We start from the raw sequence: 15,456 nt of genomic DNA on the forward strand, positions 1-15,456 counted from the left end.
AACGAAAAACGCCTCCTGGTCATCGCGACGAGGAGGCGTTTTTGTTTTATAAACGATGCTATCTCATAGCTGACAATGGACTAAAAGCCGCCGTAGCTGACATGGTACGCTCCCCAGATCGCTTCAGGAACGACACCCAACTGGCTCGCGATCAATTCAGCAGTCATCCGTTTCGGCTTTTTGATCTTACCGTTGCGGATCTTCGAGATCGTCGTCAGTGAAATATGCGTAGAACGTGCGAGCTCCGTAACGGAGATGTTCTTCGCGGTCATCAGCAGTCTCAGCTTCGCAGAAGAGTCGACGTCCGTATGCAACGGCTCCATCTGCAGCATCACAACCGCATGGCTTCGTACCGAGCCGTTCCAGCGTTGGAACGACATGAAGATCGCACGGGCCAGATACGCTTCATCATCATGGACGAGGCTGAAGGAGCATGGCTGCGGCGTGCGGTTCGCAGAAGCATAATCCAGCGAACGCTTCACATGGCGGCGATCATTGATACTGACATATTGGTGAAACTGTTGATTCAGAAAAGCCGACTGCTCATGCCGCACGGGCGTTACATAGCTGCTCACCCATTGAATGGCATGGTCCCTCGTTAGAATAGCTGCGCCAACCGCTTTCTCCTCACGAATGATAGAGTCGATCCAGCGTTGTTCCGTTACGTCGTGGAACACGACAGCATAACGCTTCAGCTGTGTATCGGATTGTCCAATTCGCAGCACTTCTAGTCGAACCTCGAACATGATGCCGTTGCGTGAACGGAATTTGCAGTAAAAGGGCGAAGCGGAAGATACCGATTGAGACAACCCCTCAAGCCGCTCGAACGGATTACTGACCTGCTCCAACTCAATAAGCTGTGACGGAGTGGTGCCAAGCAGACTGTCCTTGCGATAACCGCTCCATTCACAGAATGCATCGTTCATATCCGTAATGCGGATCAAATCCATCGAAGCGTCAACAATGAGGATTGAATCAGGACTAAACGTAAACACATCGTACATGTATAGGCACCTCTCAAACGTCAGAATATTTGACTTGAAACCGATTAGAATTTAGATATTACCATTGTATCATGAACGATGTCATGGAACATGACATATGTGTATAATTTTTTGTAACATTCTACGTAGGGGAATCAATCGTTTACCTGAATGACATGTCCAACAATACAAATTTCGTTTAAAAATGGGTGTCGTTGGGAAGTGTAACGGTGTGTGAATTAGCTAATGAATGCGGAGCGTATGCTTCCGAAGTAAGTTTTTGTTTGTGGGAAGTGTATGCAATGAGGTAGCACAAAAACTTTAAGGAGCAAATCGAATGGATAGAACGGAAGGTTCGGCAATTTTGTTCCAGTTCGCTGATAGTGGCAGTGCAGAAGATGCGAGCGCGACGCTGCGCGAGTTAGGATACGACCCGGTTGTACATGAAGGGGGCAAGCTGCATATTCATATGGATGGCAGCGATCTAACCTCTGCGCTTGAGATTGCTATGTCGCATGGCGGGGAACTCTTGGACCAACAGCCGTTAGACCCACTAGCCGTGACGGGGCTTGCCTATGGTATGGACAGCATCCCGATTCCCGCTCATACCGTGAACGAGGATTGGACGGACACCTATACTTCAGGCACGGGTGATGACATTGTCGACGAGGACGCGGGATTGAACAATCGCGATGAGGACGGGGAGGAGCTCATGAGCTTCCATCCGGATGATGGCTCGTATAACTTCATGTCGGGGGACGTGCACACATAAGGAGTTCTACCCACCCAAACCCTCCCTGCAAGGGAGGGCCCCGGGGGTTAAGCATATGCTTCCGATGTGGTTTCCTTACGGAAACCTTTACCCCTGGACCCCGGAAGGGGTCGAAGAAGCGGCGGGAGGCGGATGGGAGTTACTGCGTGCTGCGAGTCGTGTGCCCCTCTGGGGCACAACTTTTGTTCGAGCGTTACAACCATTGCGAAATACAAATGGCGACAATATGGTGCCTGTTGGGCACTGGATTGTCGCCATTTGTTCGTGCGTTTACGTCTATAAGGTTTCAGCCGCGCTTTTGCCTGCGGAGTAGCCTGTGGAGAAGGCTGCGGTGATGTTGTAGCCGCCGGTGTAGCCGTGAATATCCAGCACTTCGCCGCAGAAATAGAGGCCGCTTGTCATCTTCGATTCCATCGTCTTCGGGTCGATTTCTTTCAAGTGGACGCCGCCGCCGGTGACGAATGCTTCTTCGATCGAGCGCGTGCCGTATGCGCGCAGCGGGAATGCTTTGACCAAGCGGGCGAACTCGAGCCAGCCCTGCTTCGGGATGTTGTCGTAAGTCAACTGCTCGTTCAGCTCCGACTTCGCGAGGAGGAGCGGAATCATTTTTTCCGGCAAGCAGCCGTGCAGTACGTTCTTGATTGCTTTCTTCGATTCGGAAGCGGCAAGCTTAAGGGTTTCGTTGTAGATTTCGTCCGCCGTCTGATCGGGCAGCAGGTCGATCGTTAATATAATGTTGCCGACGGCGAACTGTTTGAGCGCCTTTACGACGAATTGACTGCAGCGCAGCGCGATGGGGCCCGACACGCCGAAGTGAGTGAAAATCATATCGCCCCGGTGCTCGATAATACGCTTGCCCTTCGGGTTCCATACCGATAGTGTGACGTCGCGAAGCGAAACGCCTTGCAGCTCCTTCGAGACGATGAACGGCTCGTTCGAGACAATCGGCACTTCCGTTGGGAATAGCTCCGTAATCGTGTGTCCGCCTTGCTCGGCCCATGCGTAACCGTCGCCGGTTGAGCCTGTGTGCGGAACCGATTTGCCGCCAGATGCGACAATAACAGCTTTAGCGGCTATCCGCTCGCCGGAGCGCAGCCGTACACCTGCAGCAGCGCCATTCTCATACAGCACATCTGCAACGGGTGCGTTGACCCGAATCGTCACACCTTGTTTGACGACTTGATTGACGAGCGCATCGACAACCGTCTTTGCCTTATCCGTAACCGGGAACATCCGTCCGTTGTCTTCTTCCTTCAAACGAATACCGAGGCGTTCAAAGAACGCGATGATATCCTTATTGCCGAAGCTGGCTAGAGCGCTGTATAGAAAACGCCCGTTGCCGGGAATGTGCTTAATCAGCTCATCCATATCTTTATTGTTCGTGACGTTGCAGCGGCCGCCGCCGGATATACCGAGCTTGCGTCCTAGCTTGTCTCCTTTGTCGAGCAGCAGCACCTTCGCACCTTGCTCGCTGGCCGCAATCGCAGCCATCAATCCGGCAGATCCGCCGCCGATAATAATAATGTCAAACTTCATGTACTTAAGCCTCCGTGTCGTCCCATCTATGCCCTTCATTGTAAACGGAATGCTTCCTGTTAGCAAAACCTTGCTCTGCTAAACCCGCATTCTGCATAGCTTCTTAATGAGGAATGGATAAATCGCTTGCAATTCAGATACGATCGTGCTGAACTACTATTAAGATTACGGAAAATGTGGAGGCTGGCGCAATGACTCACTCGCCGATTTCGAATAAATCAAATAGCGGGCAACCGCGCGAGCTGCCGCTCACAAGTCCAGTCGATGGGCTAAAGCTGTTTGCAGCGGAATGGCCGACATCTAAGCCGCCTGTCGGCGTCATCTGCCTTGTGCATGGCATGGGCGAACATCATGGACGTCAAGACGCGATTGTGCGTCCATTGAATGAAGCAGGATTCACAGTGTTCGTCTATGATCAGCGGGGACATGGGCGTTCTGGGGGCAAACGCGGACATGCGTCATCGATTACGCATTTGACGCATGATACCGAGGCTGTATTGGCAGAAGCGCGGCGCCGCTATCCTGAATTGCCGCTGTTCTTGTATGGACATAGCATGGGCGGCAATGTTGCCGTCAATTATGCGCTTCGTCATGAGTCGGGGCTTGCAGGGCTCGTGCTGTCGAGCCCGTGGCTGCGGCTGGCTTTCACACCGCCGAAGTGGAAGGTGACGATTGGACGGGCGATTGGGCGGATATGGCCGACCTTTACCCAATCAGCAGGTCTTGCTTCAGGATCTTTGTATCGGCCGGGTCACCCGAACCCAGCACCGCCGCGTGACGAGTGGTCGCATGGGAACATTACAGCTGCCATGTTTGTGTCGATGACAGATAGCGGTGAGTGGGCGATTCGAGAAGCTTCGCGGTTGCACATTCCGCTGCTGCTGGTACATGGAACGGCAGATCGGATTACGTCCTTTGAAGCCAGCCAAGAGCTGATGGAGCATGTCAATCGAGAAAGCAGTACGTTCATGCCGATTGAAGGCGGCTACCATGAGCTGTATCATGACCCAGAAGGTCCTGATACGATGGAGCGCATTACAGCATGGCTGCTGGAGCAGGCTCATCTTTGCACATGAAAAATTTTCATCTCGCAAGAGCAGAAATTCAAACCGATTTCTGCTTTTTTTCGTATCTAGCTTTCGATACGCTGTGGCAATCTTTAACAGTCTATGTATAGTAAAAATAAGCAATTTGTGTTTTAATTTGTGATAATAGAGCGAATAGGCAGCAAAAGCGGAGTAAAGCTCCTTGTACGGGAGAGAGTAGGAGACCGGAACCATGATGTGGAAAACGATGCTTCTGCAAATATTCATTTCCATTCTTCCAGCTGTTGCCTACCAAATGTGGCGGGATCGCCCGAATCATCACCCGAAGGCTAGAGAGATACTGATCGGTGCAGTGAGCGGTATTTCGATGGTTCTGTGCATGCTGCTATCTCATCACTCGGATTTCGGCTATCAATTCGATGCACGATTAATTCCCTATGTTGTTGGGTCGCTCTACGGCGGCTACTGGAGCATGGGGGCGTTAACGATCATTTACATTATCTCCCGTCTGCCTCTGCTGGACACAAGCAACCAGTGGATTTCATACGGGCTATTGTTGTTTATTTTTTGTCCACTTCTCATGATGTCGATTCGACCCTTCCAGCTTGCGAAGCGAGCGGACAAGTTGAAAATTGGCGCGACGCTTGTCACGGTGCTGCAGCTGTTCTTCAGTACGACAATGATGATTAATGTGCAGCTAAGTGCGCCAGAGTCGCTGCAATCGACGGAGCTGCTGCTTATTGGCATGGCGTCGATGTCATATTTGGTTGTATGGTGTTCCATTCTTATTATCGAGAACATGCGCGAGCACGAGCTGCTGCATCGCCAATTCCGAAGGATGTCGGATAAGTACCGTGCGGAGGTTCAGAAGCTTCAGCAGTTTATTGATGAGACGACGCTTGGCGTCGTCTTAGTTGATACTGAGGGGCGAATTACGCATCTGAACGAGGTTTCGCTGCAGCAGCTGCCGAGCCCAGACAAGAAACGCAGTGTTATTGAAATGAAGGGGCGGCTGTTCACCGAGCTGTTTGATCCTGTACGCGATTGGCAGTGTATCTCCATGCTGAACAAGGCACTGGGAGGTGAACGAAGCTCATTGGAGCTCGTTGAAACCGAAGGTCAAGTGTTGGTGAAGACGGCATTCGCGATACGGGACAATGAATTGGTCGGCCTAGCCTCCATTACAGGTGCAGCCATTATTATGCACGACATCACGGAGCTTCGTAAGCTGCGGGACGAGCTTGGGCGAATGGATAGGCTGAGCCTCGTCGGTCAGATGGCAGCGAGCATCACGCATGAAATTCGTAATCCTATGGCGGTTATTCGCGGCTTTGTACAGCTGATGAAGGAGCGTACGGGTGAGAAACAACATGAATATTTCCGCATTATTATGGATGAGCTTGATCGTGCGAACATGATCATTAATGACTTTCTTTCGCTGGCCCAGAACCGGATGATCGACAAGGCGTTCGCTTCCTTGAACGATATCGTAACGGAGATAATGCCGCTCATTCAGGCGGATTCTAACTTGCGCGGCTTACATGTGCATTGGAACCCACAGCCAGATTTGCCTGAGCTGCGGCTCAATGATAAAGAGATGAAGCAGCTTATACTGAACTTAGCCCGCAACGGACTTGAGGCGATGAAGGACGGCGGAAGCCTGATACTGTCAACGCGATCCTATCCGGGTAAGGTTGAGCTCCGTGTGAAGGACACGGGGATCGGCATTACGCAGGAGCAGATGGATAAGCTGTTCGAACCGTTTTTTACGACCAAATCAAGCGGTACCGGCCTCGGCCTGCCTGTCTGCTTAAGTATTGTCGAGAAGCATCACGCCCGCATTGATGTGGAGTCTAGAATCGGCGAAGGCACGACTTTCATCGTTACTTTTTCCATCGAGGAAAGCTTATCGGAGGTAGCTGCGGGGGCTGGTTATGCGGTGTCTTCTGTCGGATAAAAGTGTTCCTCCACGTGCATAATAGTGCACGGAAGGAGGATGATGACAAATGAGCAATAAAGCGAACAAACAAGGCGCTTCCGCACCAGCACAGCGGGGCTCTGCATCGAATAAAGCAGCGGAAGAGCCAGGCTTCGACAAGAAGCTAGATGGACCGAACCGGCCATCGACCTAAGATTGAGTGATATGATGCGTTATATAGGAAGCAGCGATAATGATCGGTATGAGTATGAAGCAGCTGCGGATTCGCTGAGGGATGATCCAGAGCTCGATCCGTACGAAATTAACTTCTTGCCCGCTTACCGCAGCGGGCGTGGACCGAGAGGCGCTTTCGTCAATCGGTACGGGGTCATCATTGGCGACCATATGTATGCTTCAACCCAATCGCCGCTGGAGCAGTGGTCGACGGAGACGGATCCCGCGATTATGTCTGGCGATGAGTGGGTGCACCCGTATAAGGATATTGGATTCCTCACATCGGACAACCGTGCGATCTTTGAGGAAGGCCGTGAGCCGCAGACGGGAGGCGGCATGTTCCAGCATCCTGACAAAGATGTTGGTTATGCGGTCGATGAGCCAAGTTCGTGAAGCAGCCCTGCCGCGGGGATCGGACCGTGCATTCAGGGGTTGGATGATGCTAGACAAAAGTCTCGGAGGCCGTATATCGAGGATGCTCTGAGAGGGTGGCAGCCGGGTGAAAACTCGGCTGCTTTTGCTTTACATTCATTTTCCATGAGGTTTATAATAATTATAATCATGTAACAATGAGGCTATTATGATGATTGAAAGGTGAGTGAAGAACATGTCAATGTCCTTCGAACGATATATGCTGGATATGATTCAACCTATGCGCGACGATTTGACGCGCGTCGGCATTACGGAGCTCCGTACGCCGGAAGAAGTGCAAGAAAGCTTCGACAACGCAAAAGGTACGACGCTTGTAGTCGTTAACTCCGTATGCGGATGCGCAGCGGGCCAATGCCGTCCAGGCGTTGCAGAAGCACTCCAATTTGATGTAGTGCCGGATAACCTGTACACGGTATTTGCAGGTCAAGACAAAGAAGCTACAGCGAAGGCGCGCGAATATTTCGCACCATACCCGCCATCGTCCCCTTCGATCGCATTGATGAAAGACGGCGAGCTCGTACACTTCATCGAGCGCCATCAGATCGAGAACCGGTCTGCAGCTGATATCGCAGCGGATCTGACTAATGCATTCGACCGCTTCTGCCGGTAATTTGATCATGATGTCAGGAAGGAAGTAAGAACGATGAGCTTGCAGCGCGAAATTATTGAACGGTTCGGCGTTCAGCCGACGATTGACGTCGATGCGGAAATTCGCAAACGGGTCGATTTTCTGAAGGAGTATGTACGCAAGTCGGGCACGACTGGTTTGCTTATCGCCATTAGCGGCGGTATCGATAGTGCTGTTGCGACGGGTCTGTGCAAGCAGGCTACAGATGAGCTGTCTGCTGAGACGGGCAAAGAGTTCATCACGCTCGGCGTATTCCAGCCGTATAACGAGCAGGTCGACATCTCCGACAGCTATGCAACAGCAGACGCATTCAACCTGACGCATCGGGTGGAGACGGATATCGGCGAGACGGTCGATGAGATCGCGCTTGAAGTAGAGCATAGCTTGAAGGGAATCGGCATTAGCCGTCACCTGAGCCGCGGCGGCAAAGGCAACGTGAAGGCACGGACGCGTATGGTTATGCAATATGCAATCGCGTTCGATCTGAATCTCCTCGTCGTTGGTACGGATCATGCATCCGAAGCGCTTACCGGCTTCTATACGAAGTGGGGCGACGGTGCCGTTGATATTACGCCGCTCAGCTCGCTCAACAAACGTCAAGTACGTCAAGTGGCTGCACGTCTAGGCGTGCCGCAAAGCGTACTTGATAAAGCGCCTACCGCAGGTCTGTGGGAAGGCCAAACGGACGAGAATGAGCTTGGCATCACGTACGAAGATAACAGCAACTATCTCGAGGGCAAGGAGATTGCTCCGGAAGCCCGCGAGAAGATCGAGAAGCAATATTTGCGTACAGAGCATAAACGCTCGCCTATTCCAGGCATCTAGAACGATGCATCGAAGAGGGAGAAAGCCGGGTGACGGCCGCGCAGCAGCGCGGCGGCACCCGGTTTTTAGTTTTTCTACCCACCTAAATCCTCCCTGCTAGGGAGGACCCCAGGGGGCTCCCGCCCCCTGGACCCCGGAAGGGGGCGTTGGCGGGATAGAGGTGCGATTAAGCTGCTGCGTGCTTGGGGTCGCGTGCCCCTGGGGGCATAGCTTCTGTTCGAGCATGTTTTAGTCGAATGAGGGACGGAGACGGGGCAATTTTATTGCGTGCAGGGAGAGTTGTACCCCTTTTTGGATTTTTACTAGAGTGTCAGTTGAACGGGAGGAAGCTTGCTTGATTATCGGGATTGGGCATGACATTGCCGATATCGATCGGGTGGCGGCGATTCTGGAGAAGCGTGCGGGAGCCAAATTCATCGAGAAGGTGCTTGCGGGAACGGAGCGGGAGAGGGCTGCGGAATTGGCGGGCAGAAGGCTCGCTGAGTTCGTTGCGGGACGGTTCGCTGCGAAGGAGGCGGTCGTGAAGGCGCTTGGCTGCGGGATCGGTGCTATCGCAGGACTGCATGATGTTGTGATTGGGCGAGACGAGTTGGGCAAGCCTGAAGTGCTGCTGTCAGCAGCAACCCGACGCAAGCTAGGCTGGGAGGACGACCATGCTGGAAGCAAGGTCACTCGTCGCGTGCATGTCACGATCACCCATGATCGAGGGATTGCTTCCGCATTCGCAATCGTCGAGCAGCTCGGATGAGGAGGGAGCCGCGCGTACTATAGTATAGCGGCTGCACCATTTGCCCATAGTAGGAATAGATTGCAATATTCGTATACTACGATTGCAAAGGGCGGATGGCGATGAATCAGCGTTGGGCGGCGAGCAATAGAAGATTTAAGACGGGTGCAAGCGTGTTGTATGACGGCTTGTATACCGATAGCTGGGGCGGGCGGCTGCTATTGTTCCGCGGTGATCGGTTTCCAAGTCATCCCGAAGCGGGGCCGACGACATGGACATTTGCTAGATTTGGGAACCGCCTACGTACTGGTGCGTATGAGGAGTAAGCACGATAGCCGGGTCTTTGCGGAAGAAAGCCGGACAGCATGATGCTGTTCGGCTTCTTTTGGCTTGTCACATAAGCGTGTGTTGGTTCTGGTTTTCTTATTGCTGCTTGGAAAGCCAGTCTGCTAACGCATTAATCTCGTCTGCGTTCAGCTTGCTGGCGAAGGCAGGCATGATGTCGCCGCCGTTCGTAATTTCCTGTACAATCTGCTCTTTTGTCATTCGGCTGCCAACGGTGCGCAGATCGCTGTCTGGGCCGACCTTTCCGCTTAGGTCCGTGGCATGACAGCTAATGCAGCGGGCGTTGTAGAGCGCGACCGTTTCCTTCGGACCATCCAGCGTGGACGATGATTTCGAGCTGCCGCAGGCGGCTAGCGCCAGTAGTGCGAAGATGGCAGTCAGCAGCTTCAGCGATATGGTGGTGGATTTATGGCGGGTCGTCCATTTTGTCATAGCTAGACCTCGTTTCATGCAATCTTTACCTATTAGTATATCATAGCGTTTTTTAACTTCTCATCGCAGTGGAGTCTCTTTATAATTGGGAAGAAGAGCTTGTTGCATAGTACGGCATAATGAATCTAACAATGGGAGTTTTCGAATATTGGCATACGACGATTTGTTGCTGCGCAGGTTGAATCAGATCGAAGTCGAGCATGCTTTAAGCGGCATCTCACGCAAAGAGCCAGGTTGGACGCATGATGCGAAGAACTCGGACCTGACCAGATTATTTTATCCGGTCAACGGGAAGGGATGGCTTCGAATTGAACAAAAAAAGTTCGTAATGGAGCCCGGTTATCTCTATTTGCTGCCAGGGGCTGTGGATTTGGCCTATGGAACAGAGGATGAAGAGCTGGTCTTCTATTGGACGCATTTCAAAATGAATATCGGCGGCTATCAGCTGCTGACGGAGCTCGACATTCCGTTCGTCGTAGCTGCGCCAGACACGAATGAGGCACCCGATTATTATGAAAAGTTGATTGAGCTGCAGCTTGCGGATACGCTGCTCCAGAGTTGGCGTACGAAGGCTGTGCTGCTGGAGTTGATGGCCTGCTTCCTCGAAGGAGCGGGGCTTGAGCAGGCATTCATGGACAAGCGTGACAAGCTTGACCCATTCCGAGAGTCGCTCGCTTACATTGAGGAGCATCTATCGGAGAGCATATCGATTGAACAGCTGGCTTCGATTGAGTGCATGCATCCTAATTATTTTACAACGATATTCAAGAGCGTGGTTGGCTCATCGCCTGTTAACTATATGAATGAACGACGTTTAGAGCTCGCGAGAACGATGCTATCGGAGACGACGCTGAACGTAGCGGACATCGCAAGCAGGGTCGGGATGCAAAATCATTATTTGTCCCGCATGTTCAAGCAGCAGTATGGCATTACACCTCGACGTTATCGGGAGCTGTCGCAATCAATCGATGGTACGATGCATCCGAATCCGCAGCAGCAGGCTCGGGTCGAGTTGGCAGCAGAGGCAGAAGTGGAAGCGGGGCAAGGAGTGGACAAAAATGAGCAGCATTGATCAACAGCAGGAGATGACGCAAGCGGAGACGGCTGCGTTTTTCGGACGGGAGCTGCTAGGCTGGTATGACGTCGTGAAGCGGAAGCTGCCTTGGCGAATCAATCGGGACCCGTATCGCGTTTGGGTGTCCGAGATTATGCTGCAGCAGACGCGTGTCGATACGGTAATTCCGTATTATGAGCGGTTCATGCAGCGTTTTCCGACGGTGCAGGCGCTCGCGGAGGCGCCGGAAGAGGATGTATTGAAGCATTGGGAAGGGCTTGGCTATTATTCTCGTGCACGCAATTTGCAGGCTGGCGCCCGCGAGGTGGTTGAGCGTTATCGCGGAATCGTACCGGATGACGCTGCCTCGGTAGCATCGCTCAAAGGTGTCGGACCCTATACGGCGGGCGCGATCATGAGCATCGCCTTCAATCGCCCAGAGCCGGCAGTTGACGGTAACGTGATGCGCGTGCTCTCGCGTTTCTGGCTGCTGGAGGACGATATTGCGAAGCCAGCGACGCGAGTGAAGATCGAGAAGCTGGCTCGCTCGATCATCCCAGAGGGCCGAGCGGGTGATTTCAACCAAGCGCTGATGGAACTTGGCGCGCTCGTCTGTACGCCGAAGTCGCCGGGTTGTCTCACTTGCCCGGTGATGGAGCACTGTGCGGGCAGATTGGCGGGACGTGAGGCCGAGCTGCCGATCAAGACGAAAGCGAAGCCGCCGCGTCCGGAATGGCGGCTTGGCGTTGTCGTTGAGGGCAGCGGCGAGCATGCTGGACGCGTGCTCGTTAGACAGCGGCCAGACACGGGGCTGCTTGCCCGCATGTGGGAGCTGCCGCATGTGCTCGTGCCGAAGGATGCGGAGAAGCGGCTGCGGAGCGGCAGTAAAGGAGCAGGCGGCAAGGAAGAAGCTGCGAGCGAGCAGGAGCAAGCATCGCTTGCGGATCAGCTGGCGCGTATGCTTCACGAGGAAGCCGGGCTGCTCATTCGTCCGCTTCGACATTGGACGAAAGCGGAGCATGTGTTCAGTCACATCCATTGGCATATGGATGTGTTCGAAGCAGATATGCCGTCGCACGTGTCGGAGGCAAGCAGTGCGGCGCCATCTGATTCGGGCAGCGCTGAGCTGGGGCTAGTGGCGGAAACGAATGGTTCATACGCTGGCGGTGGCGGGGAACTGCCAGCGGGCTACGCGTGGATCGGGCCTGAAGCGATGGACACGCTTGCTTTTCCAAACTTGTTCTTGAAGCTGCTGCAGCAGCATTGGGGGATTAAAGGAAGGGGATAGAAGGAATGAGCGAACTTCTCGATATGCTTCACCAGCATAAGATCGTCGCGATTCTTCGCGGCATCGAGGCGCAGCATGCAGATCAGACTGCGCAGGCAATTATCGATGGCGGCGTGCGCTTGCTGGAAGTAACGATGAACACCGAAGGTGCAACGGCGATTATTAATCAATGGCGGACGAAATTCGGTGATGGCAAGGCTCGCATCGGTGCGGGTACGGTGCTTGACGTGGAGATGGCGCGCGAGGCGGTCGCGGCAGGCGCGCAGTTTATCATCTCGCCGAACCTCGATGAAGAGGTTATCGCGTATGGAGTGGAGCGTGGCATTTCGGTATGGCCGGGCTGCATGACGCCAACGGAAATTGTTCGTGCTTGGAAGGCTGGCGCCGAAGCGGTGAAGGTATTCCCGATGGCATCGCTGGGCGTGAAATATCTCGCAGAAATTCGTGCACCGCTGAACAACATTCCGATGCTGGCAACAGGCGGCGTCGATATCGACAACATTGGCGACTACTTCCGCGCCGGCGCTTGTGCCGTCGGCATGGGCAGCAAGCTCGTGAATCTCGATTGGATTCGCGCTGGCGAGTATGAACGCGTGACGGAGCGCGTTCGTCAGTTCGTTCAGGTGGCAGCGTCGTTGTAAGGGACGGCCGGATTTATGGTTGGGGATCGTAAGAAAGGAAAGAAGGTTGAGCAGATCGGCGAATTTTCGCTAATCGGCTCAACCTTTTTTTTCATGCGGGGAGACAAACGGAGATATCTCAATCGTGGCTAGATTCGAAGCGCGGCTTTATCCAGTTCGATCCGGAACCCTTTCACCAGCGTCTCGCCGTTGTACAGGTCCGTCTCATAGGCCCGCTCGAAGCCTAGATGCTCATATAACCGAACCGCTGCGCTCATCATGTCGGACGTGTGCAGGTTCAATCGATTGGCCCCCAGCGCGCGGGCGCGGCGGATCGATTCTTGAATGAGCAGCGTTGCAATGCCTTCTCCTCTTGCTTGAGGAGATACGGCTAAGTATCGGATGACTGGATTCGGTATGAACGGCTCCGGTCGGCCATAGGCCTCCTCCGAGGAAGCGAATAGCTGCACGCTGCCTACAATGACATCGTCCCGTACCGCTACAATTCTCGCTATTGGTGTTCCATCTGTGAATGACCCTTGAAGCGCCTCTTTATACGGCTCCCAGCGATCATCGGGGAGTACGTCCGCGTATTGGCCATACGCTTCAACTAGCAGTTGAACGAACGGCTCTTGGTCTTCTTCCCGTGCATCTCGTATTGTCACGCTGCTTTTGATGCTCATTAGGGTCACTCCTTTATTTGCTCAATTTATATTTATCATTTACTATATTCCATAATTCCGATTAATCCTATATGATAAAAATAAATTCGAACGATGAATAGAAAATGTCTATCGTTGAACGCCTGAGGGGGAAGCGTATGAATATTGAGAACATCGAAGCCTTTGTGTATGTGAATCACTACGGCAGCTTCAATAAGGCGGCTGAGGTGCTGTATTTGTCTCAGCCGTCCGTAACCGCACGAATCCAGACGCTGGAGCGCGAGCTGGATTGCCGACTCTTCGACCGTTTAGGGAAGCAGATTTTGCTGACGGAGAAGGGAAAGCAGTTCCTGCCTTATGCGCAGCAAATCCTTCAGACGATGCAGAAGGGGCGGCTCCATCTGCAGGAGCGCGGCTCGCGCCCGCACGAGCTGCGGATCGGGAGCACGGTGTCGGTATCGAATTATTTGATTCCCGACCTGCTGCCGAAGCTGAAGCAGCAGTATCCGCAGCTTTCGTTCAAGCTGACGACTGCGCCAACGGATGAGCTGGTCAAAAAGGTGCTGGACCGCGAGCTCGACATCGCTTTTGTCCGCAAGCTGGCTCATCCGTCGGTACAATCGTATCCATTCTATGAGGATCCGATTAAGTTATACGTGTATGAGGGGCATCCTTTTGCCGCAGTGGGCAAGGTGTCGATTCAAGAGATTCGCTACCAGTCGCTGCTGTTCTTCGAATGCGGTTCGCTGGATTGGCAGCGGCTGCACCGCGTGTTCGAGCAGCTCGAGCATTCGCCCGATATTTTGCTCCATGCCGACAATTCAGAGACTGCCAAGAAGCTCGTGATGCAAAAAGCAGGCATCTGCTTCCTGCCAGGTTTGTGCGTAAGAGAAGAAGTGAGCCAAGGCCGTCTCATTCCGATCGAGATCGAAGAGACGAAGGGCATCTCGCTTCAGACCAACCTGATCGCGCTCACCGGCGAGAACGAAGAGTTTATTGAGGCGCTGCTCCCGAAGAACAATGTGAGCTTCTACAGTATTTGAGGAGCAGGTACGCGAGATAGAGCACTTCTATATACACGAAACCCAGCACTTATCCTACAGCTGCGGCTGCGTGGCGCTTCCGATCCCCCGGTGTGCCGTGCAGCATGAATCTTATCGCAAACCATCCATCTTCGAATAACCATCCGAACAACCTCTCGTACAATCAATCGATCGATAGAGAAAGTCTATTAGCGCGAACGCACGGCAGATGATACATTAGTAACATCTTAATTCATACTAAATTTATAGGAATTATTTGAATCAAAATGGATTCAGACATTAGAGGGGTGAAAGCATGAGCGAACGGTTTCGGCAAGCAGGGGTCAAAGATGCAGAGAGGCTCCATGAAGTAATCTACGAGGCGTACTCGCTCATTCGGGAGCTGGGGCTGCACTGGCCGGCGGCGAATGCGGATGTAACGCAGATTCGGGACAACATCGAGCAGAACGAATGCTACGTACTGGAAGCGGACGACAAGATCGTTGCAACGATTACGTTGTCCAAAGGGGATGAAGTAAAAGCGGTCACGGAGTTCCCGTTCATCAAATGGTTCGCTGTTCACCCAGGTGAGCAGGGCAAAGGGTACGGAGACAAGCTGCTCACTTGGGTCGAGAACGCGATCATTCGCGACAAGGTGGGCGCTGCGGCGGTAACGCTCGGAACGGCAGAGAAGCACCCTTGGCTGCTGCCGATGTATCAACGCAGAGGATACGAGAGCATCCGAGCCTTCGATCCTGGCAACGGAGACGGCGTCATGCATCTGCTGCGCAAGGTTGTTGATTCAGCCGCATTCGCGCGCTCGCGGGAAGCAGCTGGCGAGGTCGGCGCCAGCTAAACATTTTATAACGAACAAAATTCGAACCACAGAAGCAATAAACCAATAAACCACTGAACCGTTGGAGGTCATGAAG

General features: G+C 53.1%; 18 protein-coding genes. 14 read left to right on the forward strand and 4 right to left on the reverse strand.

Translation table 11 applies throughout. The features are described 5' to 3' along the window. Positions 1–80: 80 nt before the first annotated feature. Positions 81–1,004 carry a helix-turn-helix domain-containing protein gene (locus tag DFQ01_RS21715; protein WP_110046020.1) on the reverse strand — a complete coding sequence of 308 codons (924 nt, stop codon included), beginning with the start codon at positions 1,002–1,004 and terminating at the stop codon, positions 81–83. A 316-nt stretch (positions 1,005–1,320) separates the two neighbouring features. Here DFQ01_RS21715 and DFQ01_RS21720 point away from each other — a divergent pair, with 316 nt between their 5' ends. After that, on the forward strand, positions 1,321–1,755 hold the full coding sequence (locus tag DFQ01_RS21720) for a hypothetical protein (protein WP_110046021.1): 435 nt from the start codon (positions 1,321–1,323) through the stop codon (positions 1,753–1,755). Between the two features lie 276 nt (positions 1,756–2,031). On the opposite strand, the gene DFQ01_RS21725 is transcribed toward DFQ01_RS21720, so the two are convergent. Beyond that, the gene (locus DFQ01_RS21725) at positions 2,032–3,291 is read right to left on the reverse strand and encodes a BaiN/RdsA family NAD(P)/FAD-dependent oxidoreductase (RefSeq protein WP_110046022.1); all 1,260 of its coding nucleotides are present in this window, start codon (positions 3,289–3,291) and stop codon (positions 2,032–2,034) included. 191 nt (positions 3,292–3,482) lie between these two features. Between DFQ01_RS21725 and DFQ01_RS21730 the strand changes: the two genes are divergently transcribed. From DFQ01_RS21730 to DFQ01_RS30870, 8 genes are all read left to right on the forward strand, one after another. Further along, positions 3,483–4,367 (forward strand): alpha/beta hydrolase, encoded by an 885-nt coding sequence (locus DFQ01_RS21730; RefSeq protein ID WP_110046023.1) that lies wholly within the window; start codon positions 3,483–3,485, stop codon positions 4,365–4,367. 202 nt (positions 4,368–4,569) lie between these two features. Continuing rightward, positions 4,570–6,294: an ATP-binding protein gene (locus DFQ01_RS21735; RefSeq protein WP_110046024.1), complete on the forward strand. Its 1,725-nt coding sequence runs from the start codon at positions 4,570–4,572 to the stop codon at positions 6,292–6,294. A 49-nt stretch (positions 6,295–6,343) separates the two neighbouring features. Continuing rightward, a complete protein-coding gene (locus tag DFQ01_RS31965) occupies positions 6,344–6,469 on the forward strand; it encodes a hypothetical protein (RefSeq protein WP_281272035.1) in 126 nt (41 codons plus the stop codon). Positions 6,470–6,480: 11 nt separating this feature from the next. Next, entirely contained in the window at positions 6,481–6,882 is a 402-nt protein-coding gene (locus DFQ01_RS21740) for a DUF3905 domain-containing protein (RefSeq protein WP_110046025.1), read from the forward strand. 214 nt (positions 6,883–7,096) lie between these two features. Next, the gene (locus DFQ01_RS21745; protein WP_110046026.1) at positions 7,097–7,531 is read left to right on the forward strand and encodes a BrxA/BrxB family bacilliredoxin; all 435 of its coding nucleotides are present in this window, start codon (positions 7,097–7,099) and stop codon (positions 7,529–7,531) included. A gap of 33 nt (positions 7,532–7,564) precedes the next feature. Beyond that, the gene (gene nadE, locus DFQ01_RS21750; RefSeq protein ID WP_110046027.1) at positions 7,565–8,374 is read left to right on the forward strand and encodes an ammonia-dependent NAD(+) synthetase; all 810 of its coding nucleotides are present in this window, start codon (positions 7,565–7,567) and stop codon (positions 8,372–8,374) included. A 334-nt stretch (positions 8,375–8,708) separates the two neighbouring features. Beyond that, positions 8,709–9,122 carry a holo-ACP synthase gene (acpS, locus tag DFQ01_RS21755; RefSeq protein ID WP_110046028.1) on the forward strand — a complete coding sequence of 138 codons (414 nt, stop codon included), beginning with the start codon at positions 8,709–8,711 and terminating at the stop codon, positions 9,120–9,122. Between the two features lie 101 nt (positions 9,123–9,223). Further along, complete coding sequence (locus DFQ01_RS30870) at positions 9,224–9,427, forward strand: hypothetical protein (RefSeq protein ID WP_146216910.1); 204 nt, start codon at positions 9,224–9,226, stop codon at positions 9,425–9,427. 97 nt (positions 9,428–9,524) lie between these two features. On the opposite strand, the gene DFQ01_RS21760 is transcribed toward DFQ01_RS30870, so the two are convergent. After that, positions 9,525–9,878 carry a c-type cytochrome gene (locus DFQ01_RS21760; protein ID WP_110046029.1) on the reverse strand — a complete coding sequence of 118 codons (354 nt, stop codon included), beginning with the start codon at positions 9,876–9,878 and terminating at the stop codon, positions 9,525–9,527. Positions 9,879–10,026: 148 nt separating this feature from the next. Here DFQ01_RS21760 and DFQ01_RS21765 point away from each other — a divergent pair, with 148 nt between their 5' ends. From DFQ01_RS21765 to DFQ01_RS21775, 3 genes are read left to right on the forward strand one after another with little or no spacing between them, the layout of a single operon-like run. After that, on the forward strand, positions 10,027–10,950 hold the full coding sequence (locus tag DFQ01_RS21765; RefSeq protein WP_110046030.1) for a helix-turn-helix domain-containing protein: 924 nt from the start codon (positions 10,027–10,029) through the stop codon (positions 10,948–10,950). Further along, positions 10,937–12,220: an A/G-specific adenine glycosylase gene (gene mutY, locus DFQ01_RS21770; protein ID WP_110046031.1), complete on the forward strand. Its 1,284-nt coding sequence runs from the start codon at positions 10,937–10,939 to the stop codon at positions 12,218–12,220. Before DFQ01_RS21765 ends, mutY begins: the two co-directional genes overlap by 14 nt. A 5-nt stretch (positions 12,221–12,225) precedes the next feature. Next, positions 12,226–12,861, forward strand: coding sequence for a bifunctional 4-hydroxy-2-oxoglutarate aldolase/2-dehydro-3-deoxy-phosphogluconate aldolase (locus tag DFQ01_RS21775; RefSeq protein ID WP_110046032.1), 636 nt, complete (start codon positions 12,226–12,228; stop codon positions 12,859–12,861). A gap of 128 nt (positions 12,862–12,989) precedes the next feature. On the opposite strand, the gene DFQ01_RS21780 is transcribed toward DFQ01_RS21775, so the two are convergent. Beyond that, positions 12,990–13,523: a GNAT family N-acetyltransferase gene (locus DFQ01_RS21780; protein ID WP_110046033.1), complete on the reverse strand. Its 534-nt coding sequence runs from the start codon at positions 13,521–13,523 to the stop codon at positions 12,990–12,992. A 137-nt stretch (positions 13,524–13,660) separates the two neighbouring features. On the opposite strand from DFQ01_RS21780, the gene DFQ01_RS21785 reads away from it, so the two are divergent. Both DFQ01_RS21785 and DFQ01_RS21790 read left to right on the forward strand, forming a co-directional pair. Next, complete coding sequence (locus DFQ01_RS21785; RefSeq protein WP_110046034.1) at positions 13,661–14,545, forward strand: LysR family transcriptional regulator; 885 nt, start codon at positions 13,661–13,663, stop codon at positions 14,543–14,545. 295 nt (positions 14,546–14,840) lie between these two features. Next, the gene (locus tag DFQ01_RS21790; protein ID WP_110046035.1) at positions 14,841–15,380 is read left to right on the forward strand and encodes a GNAT family N-acetyltransferase; all 540 of its coding nucleotides are present in this window, start codon (positions 14,841–14,843) and stop codon (positions 15,378–15,380) included. Positions 15,381–15,456 lie beyond the last annotated feature (76 nt).

It is taken from the genome of Paenibacillus cellulosilyticus, from assembly GCF_003182255.1.
Lineage (GTDB): Bacteria > Bacillota > Bacilli > Paenibacillales > Paenibacillaceae > Paenibacillus_T > Paenibacillus_T cellulosilyticus.

What these genes read in the sequence shown, in the direction of transcription:
- DFQ01_RS21720 (WP_110046021.1), top strand. Translation starts at nt 1,321, where the DNA reads ATGGATAGAACGGAAGGTTCGGCAATTTTGTTCCAGTTCGCTGATAGT.
- DFQ01_RS21735 (WP_110046024.1), top strand. Translation starts at nt 4,570, where the DNA reads ATGATGTGGAAAACGATGCTTCTGCAAATATTCATTTCCATTCTTCCA.
- DFQ01_RS21730 (WP_110046023.1), top strand. Translation starts at nt 3,483, where the DNA reads ATGACTCACTCGCCGATTTCGAATAAATCAAATAGCGGGCAACCGCGC.
- DFQ01_RS21760 (WP_110046029.1), bottom strand. Translation starts at nt 9,878, where the DNA reads ATGACAAAATGGACGACCCGCCATAAATCCACCACCATATCGCTGAAG.
- nadE (WP_110046027.1), top strand. Translation starts at nt 7,565, where the DNA reads ATGAGCTTGCAGCGCGAAATTATTGAACGGTTCGGCGTTCAGCCGACG.
- DFQ01_RS21725 (WP_110046022.1), bottom strand. Translation starts at nt 3,291, where the DNA reads ATGAAGTTTGACATTATTATTATCGGCGGCGGATCTGCCGGATTGATG.
- DFQ01_RS21785 (WP_110046034.1), top strand. Translation starts at nt 13,661, where the DNA reads ATGAATATTGAGAACATCGAAGCCTTTGTGTATGTGAATCACTACGGC.
- DFQ01_RS21740 (WP_110046025.1), top strand. Translation starts at nt 6,481, where the DNA reads ATGATGCGTTATATAGGAAGCAGCGATAATGATCGGTATGAGTATGAA.
- DFQ01_RS21715 (WP_110046020.1), bottom strand. Translation starts at nt 1,004, where the DNA reads ATGTACGATGTGTTTACGTTTAGTCCTGATTCAATCCTCATTGTTGAC.
- DFQ01_RS30870 (WP_146216910.1), top strand. Translation starts at nt 9,224, where the DNA reads ATGAATCAGCGTTGGGCGGCGAGCAATAGAAGATTTAAGACGGGTGCA.
- DFQ01_RS21745 (WP_110046026.1), top strand. Translation starts at nt 7,097, where the DNA reads ATGTCAATGTCCTTCGAACGATATATGCTGGATATGATTCAACCTATG.
- DFQ01_RS31965 (WP_281272035.1), top strand. Translation starts at nt 6,344, where the DNA reads ATGAGCAATAAAGCGAACAAACAAGGCGCTTCCGCACCAGCACAGCGG.
- DFQ01_RS21790 (WP_110046035.1), top strand. Translation starts at nt 14,841, where the DNA reads ATGAGCGAACGGTTTCGGCAAGCAGGGGTCAAAGATGCAGAGAGGCTC.
- DFQ01_RS21775 (WP_110046032.1), top strand. Translation starts at nt 12,226, where the DNA reads ATGAGCGAACTTCTCGATATGCTTCACCAGCATAAGATCGTCGCGATT.
- mutY (WP_110046031.1), top strand. Translation starts at nt 10,937, where the DNA reads ATGAGCAGCATTGATCAACAGCAGGAGATGACGCAAGCGGAGACGGCT.
- DFQ01_RS21780 (WP_110046033.1), bottom strand. Translation starts at nt 13,523, where the DNA reads ATGAGCATCAAAAGCAGCGTGACAATACGAGATGCACGGGAAGAAGAC.